Origin of the sequence: Streptococcus oralis (genome assembly GCF_026782375.1) — a bacterium.
GTDB lineage: Bacteria > Bacillota > Bacilli > Lactobacillales > Streptococcaceae > Streptococcus > Streptococcus oralis_CL.
Map to the genome: position 1 here is coordinate 62657 of NZ_JAKUWJ010000001.1, position 18041 is coordinate 80697.

Annotated in this window: 17 protein-coding genes; all 17 read left to right on the forward strand. The window is 42.8% G+C overall.

What is annotated here, in order from left to right:
• Positions 1-58 precede the first annotated feature (58 nt).
• The 17 genes from nrdR (at position 59) to MK409_RS00440 (ending at position 17760) form a co-directional block, all read left to right on the forward strand.
• On the forward strand, positions 59-532 hold the full coding sequence (gene nrdR / locus MK409_RS00360) for a transcriptional regulator NrdR (protein ID WP_001203676.1): 474 nt from the start codon (positions 59-61) through the stop codon (positions 530-532).
• Positions 533-1696, forward strand: coding sequence for a DnaD domain protein (locus tag MK409_RS00365; protein ID WP_268704927.1), 1164 nt, complete (start codon positions 533-535; stop codon positions 1694-1696).
• Positions 1697-2593: a primosomal protein DnaI gene (gene dnaI / locus MK409_RS00370; RefSeq protein ID WP_033584372.1), complete on the forward strand. Its 897-nt coding sequence runs from the start codon at positions 1697-1699 to the stop codon at positions 2591-2593.
• A complete protein-coding gene (locus MK409_RS00375) occupies positions 2590-3303 on the forward strand; it encodes an NADPH-dependent oxidoreductase (protein WP_268704928.1) in 714 nt (237 codons plus the stop codon). The genes dnaI and MK409_RS00375 overlap by 4 nt, the downstream gene beginning before the upstream one ends.
• A 13-nt stretch (positions 3304-3316) precedes the next feature.
• Entirely contained in the window at positions 3317-4627 is a 1311-nt protein-coding gene (gene der / locus MK409_RS00380) for a ribosome biogenesis GTPase Der (protein WP_045616786.1), read from the forward strand.
• Positions 4628-4853: 226 nt separating this feature from the next.
• Complete coding sequence (locus MK409_RS00385) at positions 4854-5705, forward strand: TPM domain-containing protein (RefSeq protein WP_268704929.1); 852 nt, start codon at positions 4854-4856, stop codon at positions 5703-5705.
• Positions 5706-5865: 160 nt separating this feature from the next.
• Positions 5866-6462, forward strand: a complete 597-nt coding sequence (locus tag MK409_RS00390; RefSeq protein ID WP_268704930.1) for a LemA family protein — start codon at positions 5866-5868, stop codon at positions 6460-6462.
• 123 nt (positions 6463-6585) lie between these two features.
• Positions 6586-6924, forward strand: coding sequence for a hypothetical protein (locus MK409_RS00395; RefSeq protein WP_268704931.1), 339 nt, complete (start codon positions 6586-6588; stop codon positions 6922-6924).
• A gap of 19 nt (positions 6925-6943) precedes the next feature.
• Complete coding sequence (locus MK409_RS00400; protein WP_268704932.1) at positions 6944-7234, forward strand: hypothetical protein; 291 nt, start codon at positions 6944-6946, stop codon at positions 7232-7234.
• A 143-nt stretch (positions 7235-7377) separates the two neighbouring features.
• Positions 7378-8133 (forward strand): DNA alkylation repair protein, encoded by a 756-nt coding sequence (locus tag MK409_RS00405; protein ID WP_268704933.1) that lies wholly within the window; start codon positions 7378-7380, stop codon positions 8131-8133.
• A gap of 130 nt (positions 8134-8263) precedes the next feature.
• Positions 8264-10777 (forward strand): preprotein translocase subunit SecA, encoded by a 2514-nt coding sequence (gene secA, locus MK409_RS00410; protein WP_268704934.1) that lies wholly within the window; start codon positions 8264-8266, stop codon positions 10775-10777.
• 79 nt (positions 10778-10856) lie between these two features.
• On the forward strand, positions 10857-11888 hold the full coding sequence (locus MK409_RS00415; protein WP_268704935.1) for a 3-deoxy-7-phosphoheptulonate synthase: 1032 nt from the start codon (positions 10857-10859) through the stop codon (positions 11886-11888).
• A 1-nt stretch (position 11889) separates the two neighbouring features.
• Positions 11890-12921 (forward strand): 3-deoxy-7-phosphoheptulonate synthase, encoded by a 1032-nt coding sequence (locus MK409_RS00420; protein WP_268704936.1) that lies wholly within the window; start codon positions 11890-11892, stop codon positions 12919-12921.
• Positions 12922-12966: 45 nt separating this feature from the next.
• Positions 12967-13329: a holo-ACP synthase gene (acpS, locus tag MK409_RS00425; protein ID WP_268705612.1), complete on the forward strand. Its 363-nt coding sequence runs from the start codon at positions 12967-12969 to the stop codon at positions 13327-13329.
• Positions 13319-14422: an alanine racemase gene (gene alr / locus MK409_RS00430; protein WP_268704937.1), complete on the forward strand. Its 1104-nt coding sequence runs from the start codon at positions 13319-13321 to the stop codon at positions 14420-14422. The genes acpS and alr overlap by 11 nt, the downstream gene beginning before the upstream one ends.
• A gap of 21 nt (positions 14423-14443) precedes the next feature.
• Positions 14444-16459 (forward strand): ATP-dependent DNA helicase RecG, encoded by a 2016-nt coding sequence (gene recG, locus MK409_RS00435; protein WP_268704938.1) that lies wholly within the window; start codon positions 14444-14446, stop codon positions 16457-16459.
• 317 nt (positions 16460-16776) lie between these two features.
• On the forward strand, positions 16777-17760 hold the full coding sequence (locus MK409_RS00440) for an acetylxylan esterase (protein ID WP_268704939.1): 984 nt from the start codon (positions 16777-16779) through the stop codon (positions 17758-17760).
• The last annotated feature ends 281 nt before the right edge of the window (positions 17761-18041 follow it).

An 18041-nucleotide genomic window follows, 5' to 3' on the forward strand; every position in this document is an offset into this window, starting at 1 on the left:
TTTTGGGAATTGCTCAAAAAATGGTATAATGAAAAGAAAACGACAAGGAGGGAAATGCATGCGTTGTCCAAAATGTGGGGCTACAAAGTCAAGTGTTGTTGATAGTCGACAAGCCGAAGAAGGAAATACCATCCGCCGAAGACGTGAGTGCGACGAGTGCCAGCATCGTTTTACAACCTATGAACGAGTAGAAGAAAGAACGCTGGTTGTCGTCAAAAAAGACGGTACGCGAGAGCAGTTTTCGAGAGATAAAATCTTTAATGGGATTATCCGCTCAGCCCAGAAACGCCCGGTTTCGAGTGATGAAATCGGCATGGTGGTCAATCGTATTGAGCAAAAACTCCGTAGTCGCAGTGAGAATGAGATCCAAAGTGAATACATTGGTTCTTTAGTCATGGAAGAATTGGCAGAGCTTGATGAGATTACCTATGTCCGTTTTGCCAGTGTTTACCGTAGCTTTAAGGATGTGAGTGAGTTGGAGAGTCTGCTCCAGCAAATCACCCAGTCCTCTAAAAAGAAAAAGGAAAAATAAATGAAGCCGAATGACCGTTTTTCTTTTCTAAAGAATAATCGGGTGTCGCAAGATACCTCTTCTCTGGTGCGGTGCTACCTCCCGATTATCGGTCAGGAGGCACTGAGCCTCTATCTATATGCCATTACCTTTTGGGATGGTGGTCAAAAGGAACACCTCTTTTCCCATATCCTCAATCACTTAAACTTTGGCATGCCGACCTTGCTCCAATCCCTTAGAGTCTTATCTACTTTGGATTTGTTGACCCTTTATCAGAAGGGAGAAACCTATGAATTGCAGCTTCATTCTCCCCTACCTATTCAGGATTTTTTAAGTCATTCTGTCTATAGCAGACTGTTGGAGAGAAAGATTGGGGATACTGCGCTTGCTTCTATGAAGCAAGCTCCAAGTGAGGGAGAAGCACTCTCTGTTTCTTTGAGCCAAGTATTTCCAAACCTGACCGAAGAAGTGACTCCAACCGAGTCTAAAAGCAAGTTAAAAAACGATTTTGAATTGGAACATTTTCAGCGCCTGATGGCTCGAGATGGTTTGCGTTTTGAAAATGAGCAGGCGGATGTTTTGGAACTGTTTGCCATTGCAGATGAAAAAAAATGGACCTGGTTTGAAACCTATCAATTAGCCAAGGCGACTACAGTGGCTCAGGTTATTTCAGTCAAACGCATGCGTGAAAAGATTGCGCAAAAGCCAGCATCTTCTGACTTTAGCCCCAAAGAAATGACCATTATCAGGGAAGCCAAAAATAAAACTCCCCTAGAATTTTTAGCCGAAATCAAGCAAACACGTAAAGGAAACATCACCCAAAGTGAAAGAGAACTCCTTCACCAGATGGCGTCTTTAGGCTTGTTGGACGAAGTCATCAATATCGTCTTACTTCTAACCTTTAACAAGGTTGATTCGGCAAATGTCAATGAAAAATACGCTATGAAAGTCGCAAACGACTATGCCTATCGCAAGATTCGGACAGCAGAGGAAGCCGTGCTTCGGATTCGAGAGCGTCAGCAAAAAGGTCAGGAAGACCAGAAATCGAAAACTAGCTCGACTAAAACAAATGTTCCTAAGTGGAGCAATCCAGAGTACAAGAATCAAACCAGCGAGGAAACTCGTCTGGAACTAGAACGTAAAAAACAAGAAATGTTAGCCCGATTAGAAGAAGGAGGAGACTAGATGGAAAGTGTTGGTGATGTAATCAAACGTCAGACAAGTCGTTTTCAGTATCAGGACTTGGTCCAGCAGATCATGAAGGACCCCGATGTAGCGGCTTTTATCCAGAAAGAATCCCTCAGCCAAGAGGAGTTAAATCGTAGCATTTCCAAGTTCAACCAATATATCACAGAACGGGATAAATTTCTTCGTGGGGATGCTGACTATATAGCGCGTGGCTACAAACCTATTTTGGTCATGAATCACGGCTATGCAGATGTATCTTATGAAGAAACACCAGAACTAATCGCGGCTGAAAAAGAGGCGGCAATCAAGAATCGTCTCAAGTTGATCAATCTACCAGCAAGTCTCAAGAAAGCGAAATTGGCTCAGATTGACCTAGATGATCTAGGTCGTTTGCCGATTTTTGAGAGACTCTATGCCTTTGTTGACCTTTACCCAAGTATCCGAAAGGGTCTCTATCTTTATGGAGATTTTGGTGTCGGTAAGAGTTTCATGATGGCGGCTCTTGCCCATGACCTATCTGAAAAACGTGGTGCTTCAACAACCATTCTCCACTATCCAAGTTTTGTCATTGATGTGAAAAATGCCATCGGTGAAGGATCTGTGAAGACCTTGGTGGATGACATCAAGTTAGCAGAGGTCCTGGTCTTGGATGATATTGGTGCAGAGCAGTCGACACCTTGGGTACGTGATGAGATTCTCCAAGTTATTCTCCAGTACCGCATGCAGGAAGATTTGCCGACCTTCTTTACTTCCAACTTTAATTTCCAAGATTTGGAAAAACATTTTGCCAAAGGAAAGAATGGAAACGACGAGACTTGGGAAGCTAGACGGGTCATGGAACGAATCCGTTATTTAGCTGAGGAAACCAGACTAGAAGGAGAAAATCGCCGATGACAGAAACCATTAAACTGATGAAAGCCCATACTTCAGTTCGTCGCTTTAAGGAGCAAGAAATTCCTCAAGCGGACTTGGACGAGATTTTGACTGCTGCTCAAATGGCATCATCTTGGAAAAATTTCCAATCCTACTCTGTGATTCTTGTACGCAGTCAAGAGAAGAAAGATGCCTTATATGAATTGGTTCCTCAGGAAGCCATTCGCCAGTCAGCTGCTTTCCTGCTTTTTGTTGGTGATTTGAACCGAGCTGAAAAGGGAGCAAGCCTTCATACAGACACTTTCCAACCCCAAGGAGTGGAAGGTCTCCTCATCACGTCTGTGGACGCTGCGCTCGCTGGGCAAAATACCTTGCTTGCGGCTGAGAGTCTGGGATATGGTGGTGTGATTATCGGTTTGGTCCGCTACAAGTCGGAAGAAGTGGCAGCGCTTTTTAACCTGCCTGACTATACCTACCCTGTTTTTGGGATTGCCCTTGGCGTGCCAAATCAACAACATGATGTCAAACCAAGACTGCCTTTGAACCAAGTGGTTTTTGAAGAAGAATACCAAGAACAGCCAGTTGAAGCGATTTTGGACTATGACCAAGTACAGGCAGACTATGCTGGTGCGCGTGCGACGACCTCTTGGAGTCAGCGTTTGGCAGAGCAGTTTGGCCAAGCCGAACCTAGTTCAACTCGGAAGAATCTAGAACAGAAAAAGTTATTTTAGAAAGTGAGAAAACATGGCCTTACCAACTGTTGCCATTGTAGGGCGTCCCAATGTTGGGAAATCGACCCTCTTTAACCGAATCGCTGGTGAGCGAATCTCAATCGTAGAAGATGTCGAGGGTGTGACACGTGACCGTATCTATGCAACGGGTGAGTGGCTCAACCGTTCTTTCAGTATGATTGATACTGGAGGGATTGACGACGTCGATGCTCCCTTCATGGAGCAAATCAAACATCAGGCAGAAATTGCCATGGAAGAAGCAGATGTCATCGTCTTTGTCGTTTCTGGTAAAGAAGGGATTACAGATGCGGACGAGTACGTAGCTCGTAAACTTTATAAGACCCATAAACCTGTTATCCTTGCTGTTAACAAGGTTGACAACCCTGAAATGCGAAATGATATCTTTGATTTCTATGCGCTAGGCTTAGGTGAACCGTTGCCAATTTCATCTGTCCACGGTATTGGTACGGGTGATGTACTGGATGCCATCGTGGAAAATCTACCACATGAAGTCGAAGAAGAAAATCCAGACGTGATTAAATTTAGCTTGATTGGTCGTCCTAACGTTGGAAAATCAAGTTTGATCAACGCCATTTTGGGAGAAGATCGCGTGATTGCTAGTCCAGTAGCTGGAACAACGCGTGATGCCATTGATACCCATTTTACAGATACAGATGGTCAAGAGTTTACCATGATTGATACAGCTGGTATGCGTAAGTCTGGTAAAGTCTATGAAAATACAGAAAAATACTCTGTCATGCGTGCTATGCGCGCTATTGACCGTTCCGATGTAGTCTTGATGGTCCTCAATGCCGAAGAAGGTATTCGTGAGTACGACAAGCGTATCGCAGGTTTTGCCCACGAAGCCGGTAAAGGGATGATCATCGTGGTCAATAAGTGGGATACCCTTGAGAAAGATAACCATACTATGAAGAACTGGGAAGAAGACATCCGCGAGCAGTTCCAATACCTGCCTTATGCACCGATTGTCTTTGTTTCAGCTCTTACCAAGCAACGACTTCACAAACTGCCTGAGATGATTAAGCAAATCAGTGAAAGCCAAAACACCCGTATCCCATCTGCTGTCTTGAACGATGTGATTATGGATGCCATTGCCATCAATCCAACACCGACAGACAAAGGAAAACGACTCAAGATTTTCTACGCAACTCAAGTGGCAACCAAGCCACCAACCTTTGTCATCTTTGTCAACGAAGAAGAACTCATGCACTTCTCTTACCTGCGTTTCTTGGAAAATCAAATCCGCAAGGCCTTTGTCTTTGAAGGAACCCCGATTCATTTGATCGCAAGAAAACGTAAGTAAGCCTTGCTTATTTTTCAATAAGAATAACTGAAAAGAAGACTAGTCTGTCTTCTTTTTTCTATAAAATAGGTGAAAAAATCCTGTCAAATCGAAGGAAAAATCTGTCATCAAAATTCAATCATTTTCTTGGCTTTTGTAACCTATTTGTAATGAAATTGCACTTTTTTTGTAAAAATCAAAATGCTATAATTCCTTAAATCAATTTTCCTTTATCAGGGAGGTTATTATGAAAAGAAGCAGATTATTTAAACATAGTTTGTTGGTTCGTTTGCTTGGATTGCTGATGGTTTTTCTCTTCTTGTCAGCATTCACAGCACCTGAAAAACCTGAGTACGGGATCTATGACCCGGATCACTATCTAACGGATGAGACTATAAGTCAGATTCGGGAATTGAATAAAGTCAATAGTAAAAAAGCAGAAAAATTCCAAGTAGGCGTTTATGTTGTGAAAAGCCTAAATGGAGAAACAATCGAAACAGTTGCCAATGAAACAGCTAGAGCTTGGAAGATTGGCTATTCGGGAGATAATCACGGTGTCTTGATTGTGGTAGCAGTCCAGGATAGAAAATCACGGATTGAAACCAGTAATAATGTGGCCAGTAAAATCACAGACTATCAGACTCACAGGTTCTTGACAACAGCACGCCCTTACTTTAAAAATGGTGACTATAACAAGGGTGTTCTCTCAATAGTCAATAATCTCAACTACATGTTCTATAGTGGATCGAGTACAACTGCTTCAAGTTCTAAAAGTAGTTACGACTATACTACCAACTCTAGTCGCTTAAGGGAACTTGAAAGGTATGCTGGTGAGAGCAGTTCTTCGAGACGGCATCGAAAAAGCAGTTCGAGTGACGAAGTTATCGGATTTGGAATTCTCATTTACTTCATCGTGATGATTATCGGATTTATATCTGGAGGTCGTGGTGGCGGTTCACATGGCGATGATTCTGGCGGTGGCTGGTGGGGCGGTGATTCATCAAATTCAGGATCCTCTTGGTCTGACTCTGGCTCTGATTCATCTGGGGGCTGGGACGGCGGTGGTTTTGATGGTGGCGGTTCGTCTGATGACTGGTGAGTGATTGTATATTACTCAAACCAATTTCTCCATGCAGTAAGGTGACTCCTTTGCAACAGTTCACTCCTAAATTAAAAATAAAAACAAAGTTTGGGAAATTGATTTGAAATCTGAGTATTTTCTCAGAAAAGTTGATAAAAGAAAGTGTTAAGGTTTTGATATGAAACAAAATAAAGTAATTCTCTCAATAGTGGCGATTTTCTTTGGACTACTAGTTCTGGGAAGTTGTTCCGCAGTGACGACCTATAACGGTCTGGTTGGTGAACAGACTAAAGTGGAGCAGGCTCAGGCTGATGTCTCTACAGCCCTCCAACGTCGTTCAGACTTGATTGGTAACTTGGTGGAGTCCGTTAAAGGACAAATGAATCATGAAACCGAAGTCTTTACCAAGATTGCGGATGCTAGAGCTAAAATTGGTAGTAGCTCAGTAACATCGGAAGAAAATCAAAAGGCTCAGGGAGAGTTGAGCTCTGCTCTTTCCCGCTTGATTTCCTTGACGGAGAATTATCCAGAACTCAAGAGCAATCAAAATGTTGAGCAACTAATGGTCGAACTTTCAGGCAGTGAAAATCGAATCTTTGTAGCACGCAAGGATTATAACAAGGTCGCAGTAGAATACAATCAAAAGTTGAGAAGTTTTCCAACTGTGCTCTTTGCGAATATGATGAACTTTAAAGAAGCTGAAACCTTCAAAGAAACAGAAGAAGCCAAGACAGTTCCCAAGGTTGATTTTGGAACTTCTTCATCAAGCCAATAAAGTGAATCAGTTTATGAATAAAGTGATTTCTATAGCATGACTAGTAATTTCAAACTCAAACCTGGAAAGCCTTTTCCAGGTTTTTTTGGTATAATAAAATAAAATGAAATCTTGGAGAAAGCTATGCTAGAAAGACTTTTTCAACTTTTGGTCTTGTCACCATACTTTTATTTTTTTCATTGGATTGAGAAGGCGGATAAAGATAGTAAATATTTCGTGTTTTTCTATTACTTTTATTGGATTTATCTCCCTTTTTGGGCTTTATTCAGTATCGCTTTTACAATTTTTTCTTTGTTGATTTTCAATTTTATCTTGAAAAATCCCATGGACCTAACAAGATGGGGGATATGGATTCTTTTAGTCTTTTTGTCTCTTGTGAATGACTGGAAAGTCTATGTCTGCCTGAAGAGAATGTTCAAGCTGAGACAGATCAATAACAGAGGCTCATCACAGAATGGCTAATTTTTAGAGGAGGTTTAAGATGTCAAAGATAAGGCAATTTATGTATAGCTATTACAAAATCTATATCCTTACGCTTTGCATCCTCTGGTTCCTCATGTTTTTTCTTCCTTGGGATTGGCATATAGGAGGAGTTTCAATTTATTATTTCGTTATGAAAAAACTCTTTGTGGTCTTTGGTGTTTTATCCATTCTATACTCGGTGCTGATTAAAAAAATCAGTCTTCTTATCTTTGGCATCATCTTTTGCTTGGCCTTCTGGATTAATCTCTTTTTGTACTTTGGCTTATTGCCAGCATTTTTGGGAAATTAAACATTAAAAATTGATGGACTAGACGAGCTTCTAGTCCTTTTTACTTTCTTGACAAAATAGTTTGAGAAGTGAAAATGATTTTGTTGACGAGCTATCTATATGATATAATAAGTTCCGTAAACAGAAGATTAAGGAATTTAAAAATGGCGAAAAAAGTAAAGGATTATTATGACTTGGCTTATGCTAGGGATTTGAGTCGACGGTTGCAAGAAGCGTCCCCTGCCTTTGATGGACAAAAATTCAGCTTGTTGCTAGAAAAAGAGTTGGAAGAGTTGGAGTTTAGCCAGCGTCAAGAACTCTTGGCAAAAAGTATCAAGGATTGTCTCCCCCTATCTTATCAGGACTCTCTCAAGGTTTTTGAGAAAATTTTAGGTCCTGAGTTAGAGGGTGGTTTAGGCATGTTTTCAGAAGGGTATTGGCTTTGGCCAATCGGCAAATATGTAGAGCTATATGGAGACAAGGAATTTGAATTGAGCGCGGCCTTTAGTAAGGAACTCACCAAGCGGTTTACGGGAGAATTTTCCATGAGACCCTTACTGGCTCGCTATCCTAAGGCTACAATGACTTTGCTGTTAGAATGGAGTCAGGATGAAAACTTGCGCGTTCGTAGACTTGCTAGCGAGTGCATGCGTATCCGTCTACCTTGGGCTAAGAGACAAACCGTGGTATTGGATTATTTTGAGGATTTCACCACTATTCTGACCAATCTAAAGGATGATGGAGACAAGTCCATTCAAAAAAGCGTAGCCAACAATCTAAATGATTTATATAAGGAAGCCCCCGATAAGTTTGAAAGAATTATTCAAGCTTGGCAAAGGGAAGATTTGAGTCCAAGTTGTGCCTGGATCATCAAGCATGCATCTCGAACAAAAAATAAAAAAATAGCAACAGAAGATTGATGCAAAAAAAGCTGAATTTTGACTGGTCTTTTCCGTTGTAAATTAAGGATTCTTTCTTGAAAAATAATAGTAAATATGCTAAAATGAAAAGAACATTCTAAAATATTCAGAATTAAAAGTAAGGAAAATCATGGCTAATATTTTAAAAACGATTATTGAAAATGATAAAGGAGAACTTCGCCGTCTAGAAAAGATGGCAGATAAGGTTCTTAATTATGAGAGTCAAATGGCTGCGATGTCAGACGAAGAGCTAAAAGCAAAAACTGACGAATTTAAAGAACGATACAACAAGGGTGAATCACTTGATTCATTGCTATATGAAGCTTTTGCGGTAGTGCGTGAAGCAGCAAAACGTGTCCTTGGGCTTTTCCCTTATAAGGTTCAGGTCATGGGTGGGATTGTTCTTCACCATGGTGACGTTCCAGAGATGCGTACGGGTGAAGGGAAGACCTTGACAGCGACCATGCCAGTATACCTCAATGCCCTTGCAGGTAAAGGGGTTCACGTAGTTACAGTCAATGAATACCTAACAGAACGTGACGCGACTGAGATGGGTGAGCTCTACTCATGGCTCGGTCTGTCAGTAGGGATCAACTTGGCAGCTAAATCTCCAATGGAGAAAAAAGAAGCTTATCTTTGTGATATTACCTACTCAACCAACTCAGAGATTGGTTTCGACTACCTTCGTGACAACATGGTGGTTCGTGCAGAAAATATGGTACAACGTCCACTCAACTATGCCTTGGTCGATGAGGTGGACTCGATCTTGATCGATGAAGCCCGTACACCATTGATCGTTTCAGGTGCCAACGCAGTTGAAACAAGCCAACTCTACCATATGGCGGATCACTTCGTGAAATCCTTGGACAAGGACGACTATATCATTGACGTGCAGTCTAAGACAATCGGTTTGTCAGACTCTGGTATTGACAAGGCTGAAAGCTACTTCAAACTAGAAAATCTCTACGATATCGAAAACGTAGCTCTTACTCACTTTGTTGACAATGCCCTTCGTGCCAACTATATCATGATCCTTGATATCGACTATGTGGTTAGTGAAGAGCAGGAAATCCTAATCGTCGACCAATTTACAGGTCGTACCATGGAAGGTCGTCGTTACTCTGATGGTTTGCACCAAGCCATCGAAGCAAAAGAAGGTGTACCAATTCAAGACGAGACCAAGACTTCAGCTTCTATTACCTATCAAAACCTCTTCCGTATGTATAAGAAATTGGCAGGTATGACAGGTACTGGTAAAACAGAAGAAGAAGAATTCCGCGAAATCTACAACATTCGTGTTATCCCAATCCCTACTAACCGTCCAATCCAACGTATCGACCACTCAGACCTTCTCTATGCAAGTATCGATGCTAAATTCAAGGCTGTTATTGAGGATGTGAAGGCGCGTTACCAAAAAGGGCAACCTGTCTTGGTTGGTACTGTCGCTGTTGAAACCAGTGACTACATTTCTAAGAAATTGGTAGCAGCAGGCGTTCCTCACGAAGTCTTGAATGCGAAGAACCATTATAGAGAAGCTCAAATTATCATGAACGCTGGTCAACGTGGTGCGGTTACTATTGCAACCAACATGGCCGGTCGTGGTACCGACATTAAGCTTGGTGAAGGAGTTCGCGAACTTGGTGGACTCTGTGTCATCGGTACAGAGCGCCACGAAAGTCGCCGTATTGATAATCAGCTTCGTGGACGTTCAGGACGTCAAGGAGACCCAGGTGAGTCACAATTTTACTTGTCTCTTGAAGATGATTTGATGAAACGTTTCGGTTCAGAACGTTTGAAAGGTGTCTTTGAACGCCTCAACATGTCTGACGAAGCTATCGAATCTCGCATGTTGACGCGTCAGGTTGAAGCAGCTCAAAAACGTGTCGAAGGAAACAACTACGACACTCGTAAACAAGTCCTTCAATACGATGACGTCATGCGTGAACAACGTGAGATCATCTATGCACAACGTTATGATGTCATTACTGCAGATCGTGACTTGGCACCTGAAATCCATGCTATGATCCGTCGTACCATTGGCCGTATCGTGGATGCACATGCTCGTTCGAAAGAAGACGAAAAATTGGAAGCAATCTTGAACTTTGCTAAGTATAACTTACTTCCAGAAGATTCAATTAACCGTTCAGATCTTGCAGGTTTGTCAGACCAAGCTATCAAGGATGAACTTTACCAACGTGCCTTGAAAGTCTATGACAGCCAAGTTGCTAAGCTTCGTGACGAAGATGCAGTAAAAGAATTCCAAAAAGTCTTGATTCTACGTGTTGTAGACAACAAGTGGACTGACCATATCGATGCCCTTGATCAGTTGCGAAACGCTGTTGGTCTTCGTGGTTATGCACAAAACAACCCTGTTGTAGAATACCAAGCAGAAGGTTTCCGCATGTTTAACGACATGATTGGATCGATTGAATTCGATGTGACCCGCTTGATGATGAAAGCACAAATCCATGAACAAGAACGTCCGCAAGTTGAACACAATATCAGTACAACTGCGACTCGTAATATCGCAGCGCAGCAGGCAAATCTTCCAGAAGATTTGGACTTGAGCCAAATCGGACGAAATGACCAATGTCCATGTGGATCTGGTAAGAAATTCAAAAACTGTCATGGAAAGAGACAATAATATGAGATAAGATACAGGCGGATACCTGGTGAAAATCATTTTTTACTTGGTGTCCGTTTGCTTTATAAGGAGATGAATCATGGTATTTAAAGCTAAAAGTCCTAAAATTAATATTGAAGAAGTTCGTGCCTTGTCAAAACTAGATGATTTGGCTTATGAGAAAAAATACCAGCGTGATCAAGAACTAGAAGCCATCATCCGTGGAGAAGACCAGCGTATTCTTTTGGTGATTGGACCATGTTCATCTGATAATGAAGAGGCAGTCCTCGAGTATGCCAAGCGTCTGTCTGCTTTGCAAGAAGAAGTCAAAGATCGTATCTTTATGGTCATGCGGGTCTATACAGCCAAACCTCGTACCAATGGAGATGGCTATAAGGGCTTGATTCACCAGCCAAACGCGACAGAAGCCCCTAGTTTGATCAATGGAATCAAGGCTGTTCGCCAACTGCACTATCGTGTGATTACCGAGACGGGTATGACAACGGCTGATGAGATGCTCTACCCAGAAAACCTTCCTTTGGTGGATGATTTGATTTCTTATATGGCTGTTGGGGCTCGTTCAGTTGAGGACCAGCAACACCGTTTTGTAGCGAGTGGAGCAGGGTTTTCGACAGGGTTTAAAAATCCAACATCTGGAAATCTCAATGTTATGTTTAATGGGATTTATGCGGCACAAAACAAGCAGAGCTTTCTCTTCCTCGGCAAAGAGGTGGAAACGACTGGAAATCCTTTGTCTCATGCTATTCTTCGCGGTGCCTTGAATGAATACGGGAAAAACATTCCCAACTATTACTATGATAATTTAGTGGATACCATTGATCAGTATGAGAAGATGGGCTTGGAAAATCCCTTTATCATCATCGATACCAATCATGACAATTCGGGCAAGCAGTACATGGATCAAATCCGTATCGTTCGTCAGACCTTGATTAACCGTGACTGGAATGAGAAAATCAAGAAATACGTTCGTGGTTTTATGATTGAGTCCTATCTGGAAGATGGACGTCAAAATGAGCCAGAAGTTTTTGGCAAGTCTATCACGGACCCTTGTCTCGGCTGGGACAATACGGAAGCACTTGTTCGCGAAATCTACCAAACGCTAGGAGAATAAGATGGCATTTATCGAAAAAGGTCAAGAAATAGATATTGAAGCAATCAAGGCTGCAACTCAGCTGTCACCTGAAGTCTTGCGTTATAAGGAAGCACGAGATCGAGAGTTGGCAGCCATCATCTCGGGTGAGGACGACCGAATTCTTTTGGTGATGGGGCCTTGCTCTTCTGACAATGAAGAAGCAGTGCTTGAATATGCTCGTCGCTTAGCCGACTTGCAGAAAAAAGTTGCGGATAAAATTTTTATCGTGATGCGTGTCTATACGGCTAAACCTCGTACCAATGGAGATGGCTATAAGGGAATGATTCATCAACCAAATACCAGCGAAGCGCCTAGTCTCATCAATGGTTTGCAGGCTGTTCGTCAGCTGCACTACCGTGTGATTACCGAAACTGGCTTGACGACAGCTGATGAGATGCTTTATCCGTCAAATCTCGTTTTGGTTGATGATCTGGTCAGCTACCATGCTGTAGGGGCTCGTTCAGTGGAAGACCAAGAACACCGCTTTGTAGCTTCTGGAATTGATGCTCCGGTTGGGATGAAAAATCCAACATCTGGAAATCTTGGGGTCATGTTTAATGCCATCTATGCGGCTCAAAACAAGCAAACCTTCCTTTACCACGGTCAAGAAGTGGAAACTTCAGGAAATCCCTTGGCCCACGTTATCCTTCGTGGTGCCATGAACGAATATGGTAAAAATGAACCCAATTTCTACTATGAAACCCTCTTAAATGCCATCAATCGTTATGAGACCATGGGGCTTGAAAATCCCTTCATTATCATCGATACCAATCATGACAATTCTGGCAAGCAATATATGGAACAAATTCGCATTGTTCGTCAAGCCTTGCTGAATCGTGATTGGAATGAAAAGATTAAAAAGACGGTTCGAGGCTTTATGATCGAATCTTACCTAGCAGATGGTCGCCAAAACCAACCAGAGGTCTTTGGTTGCTCTATTACTGACCCTTGTCTAGGTTGGGAAAATACAGTAGCCTTGGTAGACGAAATTTATACTACCTTAACAAAATAAGTGAAAAGGATGGAGTTGGGGGAATCTCAACTCCTTTTGATGAAAATGATAGTTGGACATGGAATTGACATCGAAGAATTGGCTTCGATAGAACGCGCAGTTACACGGCATACAGGATTTGCCAAGCGGGTGCTGACCACTAAGGAAATGGAGCGATTTACCAATCTCAAAGGCCGCAGACAAATCGAATATTTGGCAGGTCGTTGGTCGGCTAAGGAAGCCTTTTCTAAGGCTCTGGGAACGGGTATTGGCAAACTGACCTTTCAGGATTTGGAAGTCTTGAACAACGAAAAAGGGGCTCCCTATTTTAGTCAGGCGCCATTTTCAGGAAAAATTTGGCTATCGATCAGCCATACAGATCAGTTTGTGACAGCCAGTGTCATTTTGGAGGAAAATCATGAAAGCTAGTCCACATAGACCGACCAAGGCTCTGATTCGTCTGGGAGCCATTCGAAAAAATATCCAACAGATGGGGGCTCGTATCCCTGAAGGAACGCTCAAGTGGGCAGTGGTCAAGGCCAATGCCTATGGACATGGTGCTGTAGCTGTTGCGACAGCTATCCAAGACGATGTCGACGGCTTTTGCGTTTCCAATATTGATGAAGCTATTGAACTTCGTCAAGCAGGTATAAACAAGAAAATCCTCATTTTAGGAGTTTCTGAAATAGAAGCTATTGACCTATCTAAAGAATACGACATCACCTTGACGGTAGCTGGACTGGAGTGGATTCAAGTATTGCTTGCCACTGGGGCTGATTTATCTGGCTTATCGGTTCACCTCAAGATTGACTCAGGAATGGGACGAATTGGTTTTCGAGAAGCTAGTGAAGCTGAAGAGGCTCAAGACTTGCTCAAGCAAGAGGGTGCTCGTGTTGAGGGGATCTTTACCCATTTTGCGACGGCAGATGAAGCATCAGATACCTACTTTAATACCCAGTTGGAACGATTTAAGACTATTCTGTCAAGCATGAAGGAAGTGCCAGAGCTGATCCATGCCAGCAATTCTGCCACGACTCTTTGGCATGCAGAGACTATTTTCAATGCAGTGCGTATGGGAGACGCCATGTATGGCCTGAATCCCAGCGGAGAGGTTTTGGACCTGCCTTACGACCTGACACCAGCCTTGACCTTGCAATCTGCCCTTGTTCATGTCAAAACAGTTCCATCTGGAGCTTGCATGGGCTATGGAGCAACTTATCAGGCGGATAGTGAGCAAGTCATTGCGACGGTACCAATCGGCTATGCGGATGGCTGGACACGAGATATGCAGAATTTCTCCGTCTTGGTAGATGGACAAGCTTGTCCAATTGTTGGGCGGGTTTCGATGGACCAAATCACCATTCGATTGCCTAAGGTTTACCCGCTAGGGACCAAGGTAACCTTGATTGGCTCCGACGGAGATAAGGAAATCACAGCAACTCAGGTAGCGGCCTACCGTGGAACCATTAACTATGAGGTGGTTTGTCTTCTCAGCGATCGCATTCCACGAGAATATTATTAAAACAAAGAAAGGAGGGGGAGCATGAATCTACATCAACCCTTGCATGTCTTGCCTGGTGTGGGACCAAAGTCGGCAGAGAAATATGCCAAACTAGGAATTGAAAACTTGCAAGACCTCTTGCTCTACTTTCCTTTCCGTTATGAAGATTTCAAGACCAAGCAAGTATTGGAACTAGAAGACGGGGAGAAGGCAGTCCTATCTGGTCAAGTCGTGACTCCTGCCAGTGTCCAGTATTATGGTTTTAAGCGTAATCGTCTACGCTTTAGTCTCAAGCAGGGAGAAGTCGTTTTTGCGGTGAACTTCTTTAACCAGCCTTATCTAGCAGATAAGATAGAATTGGGAGCAACGCTTGCCGTTTTTGGCAAATGGGATCGTGCTAAGGCCAGTCTGACTGGGATGAAGGTTCTTGCTCAGGTTGAAGATGACCTCCAGCCTGTCTATCGTCTGGCTCAAGGAATCAGTCAGGCCAGTCTAGTTAAGGTCATCAAAACGGCTTTTGATCAGGGGTTGGACTTCTTGATAGAGGAAAATCTTCCCCAGTCTTTACTTGATAAATACAAACTCATGTCCCGTTGTCAGGCAGTTCGTGCTATGCATTTTCCTAAGGATTTGGCGGATTATCGTCAAGCCCTTCGTCGGATTAAGTTTGAGGAGCTTTTCTATTTCCAAATGCAATTGCAAACCCTCAAATCAGAAAATATGGTTCATGGAAGTGGTCTAGTCATAAATTGGTCTCGTGATAAATTAGAAAAAGCGAGGGAAAACCTGCCTTTTGCCTTAACCCCAGCTCAAGAAAAGAGTTTGCAGGAAATTTTAGCCGACATGAAGTCTGACCACCACATGAATCGACTCCTCCAAGGGGATGTAGGGAGCGGAAAGACGGTGGTTGCTGGCCTGGCCATGTTTGCGGCGGTGACGGCTGGCTACCAGGCAGCTCTCATGGTGCCAACAGAAATCCTTGCTGAGCAACACTTTGAGAGTTTGCAGAACCTTTTTCCAGACTTGAAACTAGCTCTCTTAACAGGTTCTTTAAAAGCTTCAGAAAAGAGAGAAGTTTTAGAGACCATTGCCAAGGGTGAGGCTGATTTGATTATCGGAACCCATGCTCTGATTCAGGATGGGGTGGATTATGCTCGTCTTGGTTTGATTATCATCGATGAGCAGCACCGTTTTGGTGTGGGGCAAAGGCGGATTTTACGAGAAAAAGGGGATAATCCAGATGTCCTCATGATGACGGCGACTCCCATTCCACGAACCTTGGCCATCACAGCCTTTGGAGATATGGATGTTTCCATTATTGACCAGATGCCAGCAGGTCGGAAACCCATTGTGACACGTTGGATCAAACATGAGCAGCTACCTCAGGTACTGACTTGGTTAGAGGTGGAAATTCAAAAAGGTTCCCAAGCCTATGTCATCTCTCCCTTGATTGAAGAATCTGAAGCTTTGGATTTGAAAAATGCCATTGCCTTATCTGAGGAGTTGACGGCTCATTTTGCAGGGAAGGCTGAAGTAGCTCTTCTACATGGTAAGATGAAGAGTGATGAAAAAGACCAGATTATGCAGGATTTCAAAGAGAGAAAAACAGATATTCTAGTTTCGACAACTGTTATCGAGGTTGGAGTCAATGTCCCTAATGCGACCGTCATGATTATCATGGATGCCGATCGGTTCGGTCTCAGCCAGCTTCACCAGCTCAGAGGTCGTGTGGGTCGGGGAGACAAGCAGTCCTATGCAGTTCTAGTGGCCAATCCAAAAACTGACTCTGGGAAAGACCGCATGCGTATCATGACGGAAACGACCAATGGTTTTGTCCTTGCAGAAGAAGATTTGAAAATGAGGGGTTCTGGTGAGATTTTTGGAACCAGACAGTCTGGGCTACCAGAGTTTCAGGTGGCTGATATCATCGAAGACTTTCCGATTTTAGAAGAAGCCAGGAAGGTTGCCAGCTACATTAGTTCGATAGAAGGTTGGCAAGAGGATCCAGAATGGCGGATGATTGCTCTCCACCTAGAGAAGAGAGAACATCTGGATTAAGCCTTTTCTAAGAAATCTATAAGCTAGCTTTTAGGTTTGGGTCTTATACTAGAGTCATCAAAAAGAAACGAGGACTCTCATATGACGATTAAAGTGACCTACCAAAAGAAATTTCAGACTTTCAAACTAGAGAAAGGAGCTAGCACCTATTGATAACCAAAGAGCGGAAACGCTCTTTTTATTTTTAAAACTACTTTCAGATGATAGGTTTGAGGAAAGAGAATATAAATTCACTTTCTGTTTACCCTTCTTTCTTGCATTGCTTTCCCAGATATGCTACAGTTGTGGTAGCGATTACAATTCAAAAGGAGCATGCTATGAAAAATCCAGCTTTGCTAGAAGAAATCAAGACCTATCTCGGAAGGGATGAGGTTCCAGAAGACTTTGATGCTTTTTGGGATGAAGAGGTCAAAAAAGTTTCAGTCCTTCCTGCCTATCAGTTGGAGGAAAGAGATTTCCATATTCCTCAAGTCAAGTTCTATGAACTGACCTTTGAGGGAAGGAATGAAGGCAAGGTTTATGCACGCGTTGTCCTTCCAAAGACTGAGGAGAAGGTTCCGATAATCTTCCATTTCCATGGGTACATGGGACGTGGTTGGGATTGGGCTGACATGCTAACCTATACTGTGGCTGGTTACGGTGTTGTTTCTATGGATGTCCGTGGCCAGTCAGGTTATTCGCAAGATGGCTTGCGCTCTCCTTTGGGAAATACCGTTAAGGGACATATTATCCGTGGTGCTGTTGAAGGTCGAGACCAGCTCTTTTATAAGGATGTCTATCTGGATATTTACCAGTTGATCGAAATTGTTGCTAGTCTGCCACAGGTAGATGAGGAAAGACTTTCTAGCTATGGTGCCTCACAAGGCGGTGCTTTAGCCCTGGTTGCAGCAGCGCTCAATCCTCGGATTCAGCGAACAGTTGCCATCTATCCCTTCTTGTCTGACTTTAGACGAGTGCTTGAGATTGGCAATACCAGTGAAGCCTATGATGAACTTTTCCGTTATTTCAAGTTTCACGATCCCTTCCATGAAACAGAGGAGGAAATCATGGCGACCCTTGCCTATATCGATGTGAAGAACCTTGCCCATCGTATCAAAGGAGAGGTCAAGATGATTACGGGCTTGGATGACGATGTTTGCTATCCCATTACCCAGTTTGCGATATACAACCGTCTGACTTGCGACAAGGCCTATCGCATCATGCCAGAGTATGCTCACGAAGCCATGAATGTTTTTGTCAATGACCAAGTCTATAACTGGCTCTGTGGTAGTGAGATTTCTTTTTCTTATGTAAAAAAATAATTTTGAGAGGGCAGTAGCTCTCTTTTTCGTGTGAAAGGATGAGAAAGTACTTTCTGTAACGATAGAATAAACTTAGATTTCTGAAAGTAAAATCTTTTCTATAGCAACATAGATATAAATTTAAGACTTGTTGTATAATAGAGTAAAAGTCAAGTAAGAAAGGAGAAGGAATTCTACTGTTTAAAACAGATGACAGTAAGGAGATGGAGGTAAGAATGAGAGACCTCATTCATTTGTATTGCTTTTTTATTGTATAGTCATAAGGACTAAAAATTTTACGC

Coding starts and splice junctions, on each gene's coding strand:
- nrdR (WP_001203676.1), top strand. CDS start 59: ATGCGTTGTCCAAAATGTGGGGCTACAAAGTCAAGTGTTGTTGATAGT.
- MK409_RS00365 (WP_268704927.1), top strand. CDS start 533: ATGAAGCCGAATGACCGTTTTTCTTTTCTAAAGAATAATCGGGTGTCG.
- dnaI (WP_033584372.1), top strand. CDS start 1,697: ATGGAAAGTGTTGGTGATGTAATCAAACGTCAGACAAGTCGTTTTCAG.
- MK409_RS00375 (WP_268704928.1), top strand. CDS start 2,590: ATGACAGAAACCATTAAACTGATGAAAGCCCATACTTCAGTTCGTCGC.
- der (WP_045616786.1), top strand. CDS start 3,317: ATGGCCTTACCAACTGTTGCCATTGTAGGGCGTCCCAATGTTGGGAAA.
- MK409_RS00385 (WP_268704929.1), top strand. CDS start 4,854: ATGAAAAGAAGCAGATTATTTAAACATAGTTTGTTGGTTCGTTTGCTT.
- MK409_RS00390 (WP_268704930.1), top strand. CDS start 5,866: ATGAAACAAAATAAAGTAATTCTCTCAATAGTGGCGATTTTCTTTGGA.
- MK409_RS00395 (WP_268704931.1), top strand. CDS start 6,586: ATGCTAGAAAGACTTTTTCAACTTTTGGTCTTGTCACCATACTTTTAT.
- MK409_RS00400 (WP_268704932.1), top strand. CDS start 6,944: ATGTCAAAGATAAGGCAATTTATGTATAGCTATTACAAAATCTATATC.
- MK409_RS00405 (WP_268704933.1), top strand. CDS start 7,378: ATGGCGAAAAAAGTAAAGGATTATTATGACTTGGCTTATGCTAGGGAT.
- secA (WP_268704934.1), top strand. CDS start 8,264: ATGGCTAATATTTTAAAAACGATTATTGAAAATGATAAAGGAGAACTT.
- MK409_RS00415 (WP_268704935.1), top strand. CDS start 10,857: ATGGTATTTAAAGCTAAAAGTCCTAAAATTAATATTGAAGAAGTTCGT.
- MK409_RS00420 (WP_268704936.1), top strand. CDS start 11,890: ATGGCATTTATCGAAAAAGGTCAAGAAATAGATATTGAAGCAATCAAG.
- acpS (WP_268705612.1), top strand. CDS start 12,967: ATGATAGTTGGACATGGAATTGACATCGAAGAATTGGCTTCGATAGAA.
- alr (WP_268704937.1), top strand. CDS start 13,319: ATGAAAGCTAGTCCACATAGACCGACCAAGGCTCTGATTCGTCTGGGA.
- recG (WP_268704938.1), top strand. CDS start 14,444: ATGAATCTACATCAACCCTTGCATGTCTTGCCTGGTGTGGGACCAAAG.
- MK409_RS00440 (WP_268704939.1), top strand. CDS start 16,777: ATGAAAAATCCAGCTTTGCTAGAAGAAATCAAGACCTATCTCGGAAGG.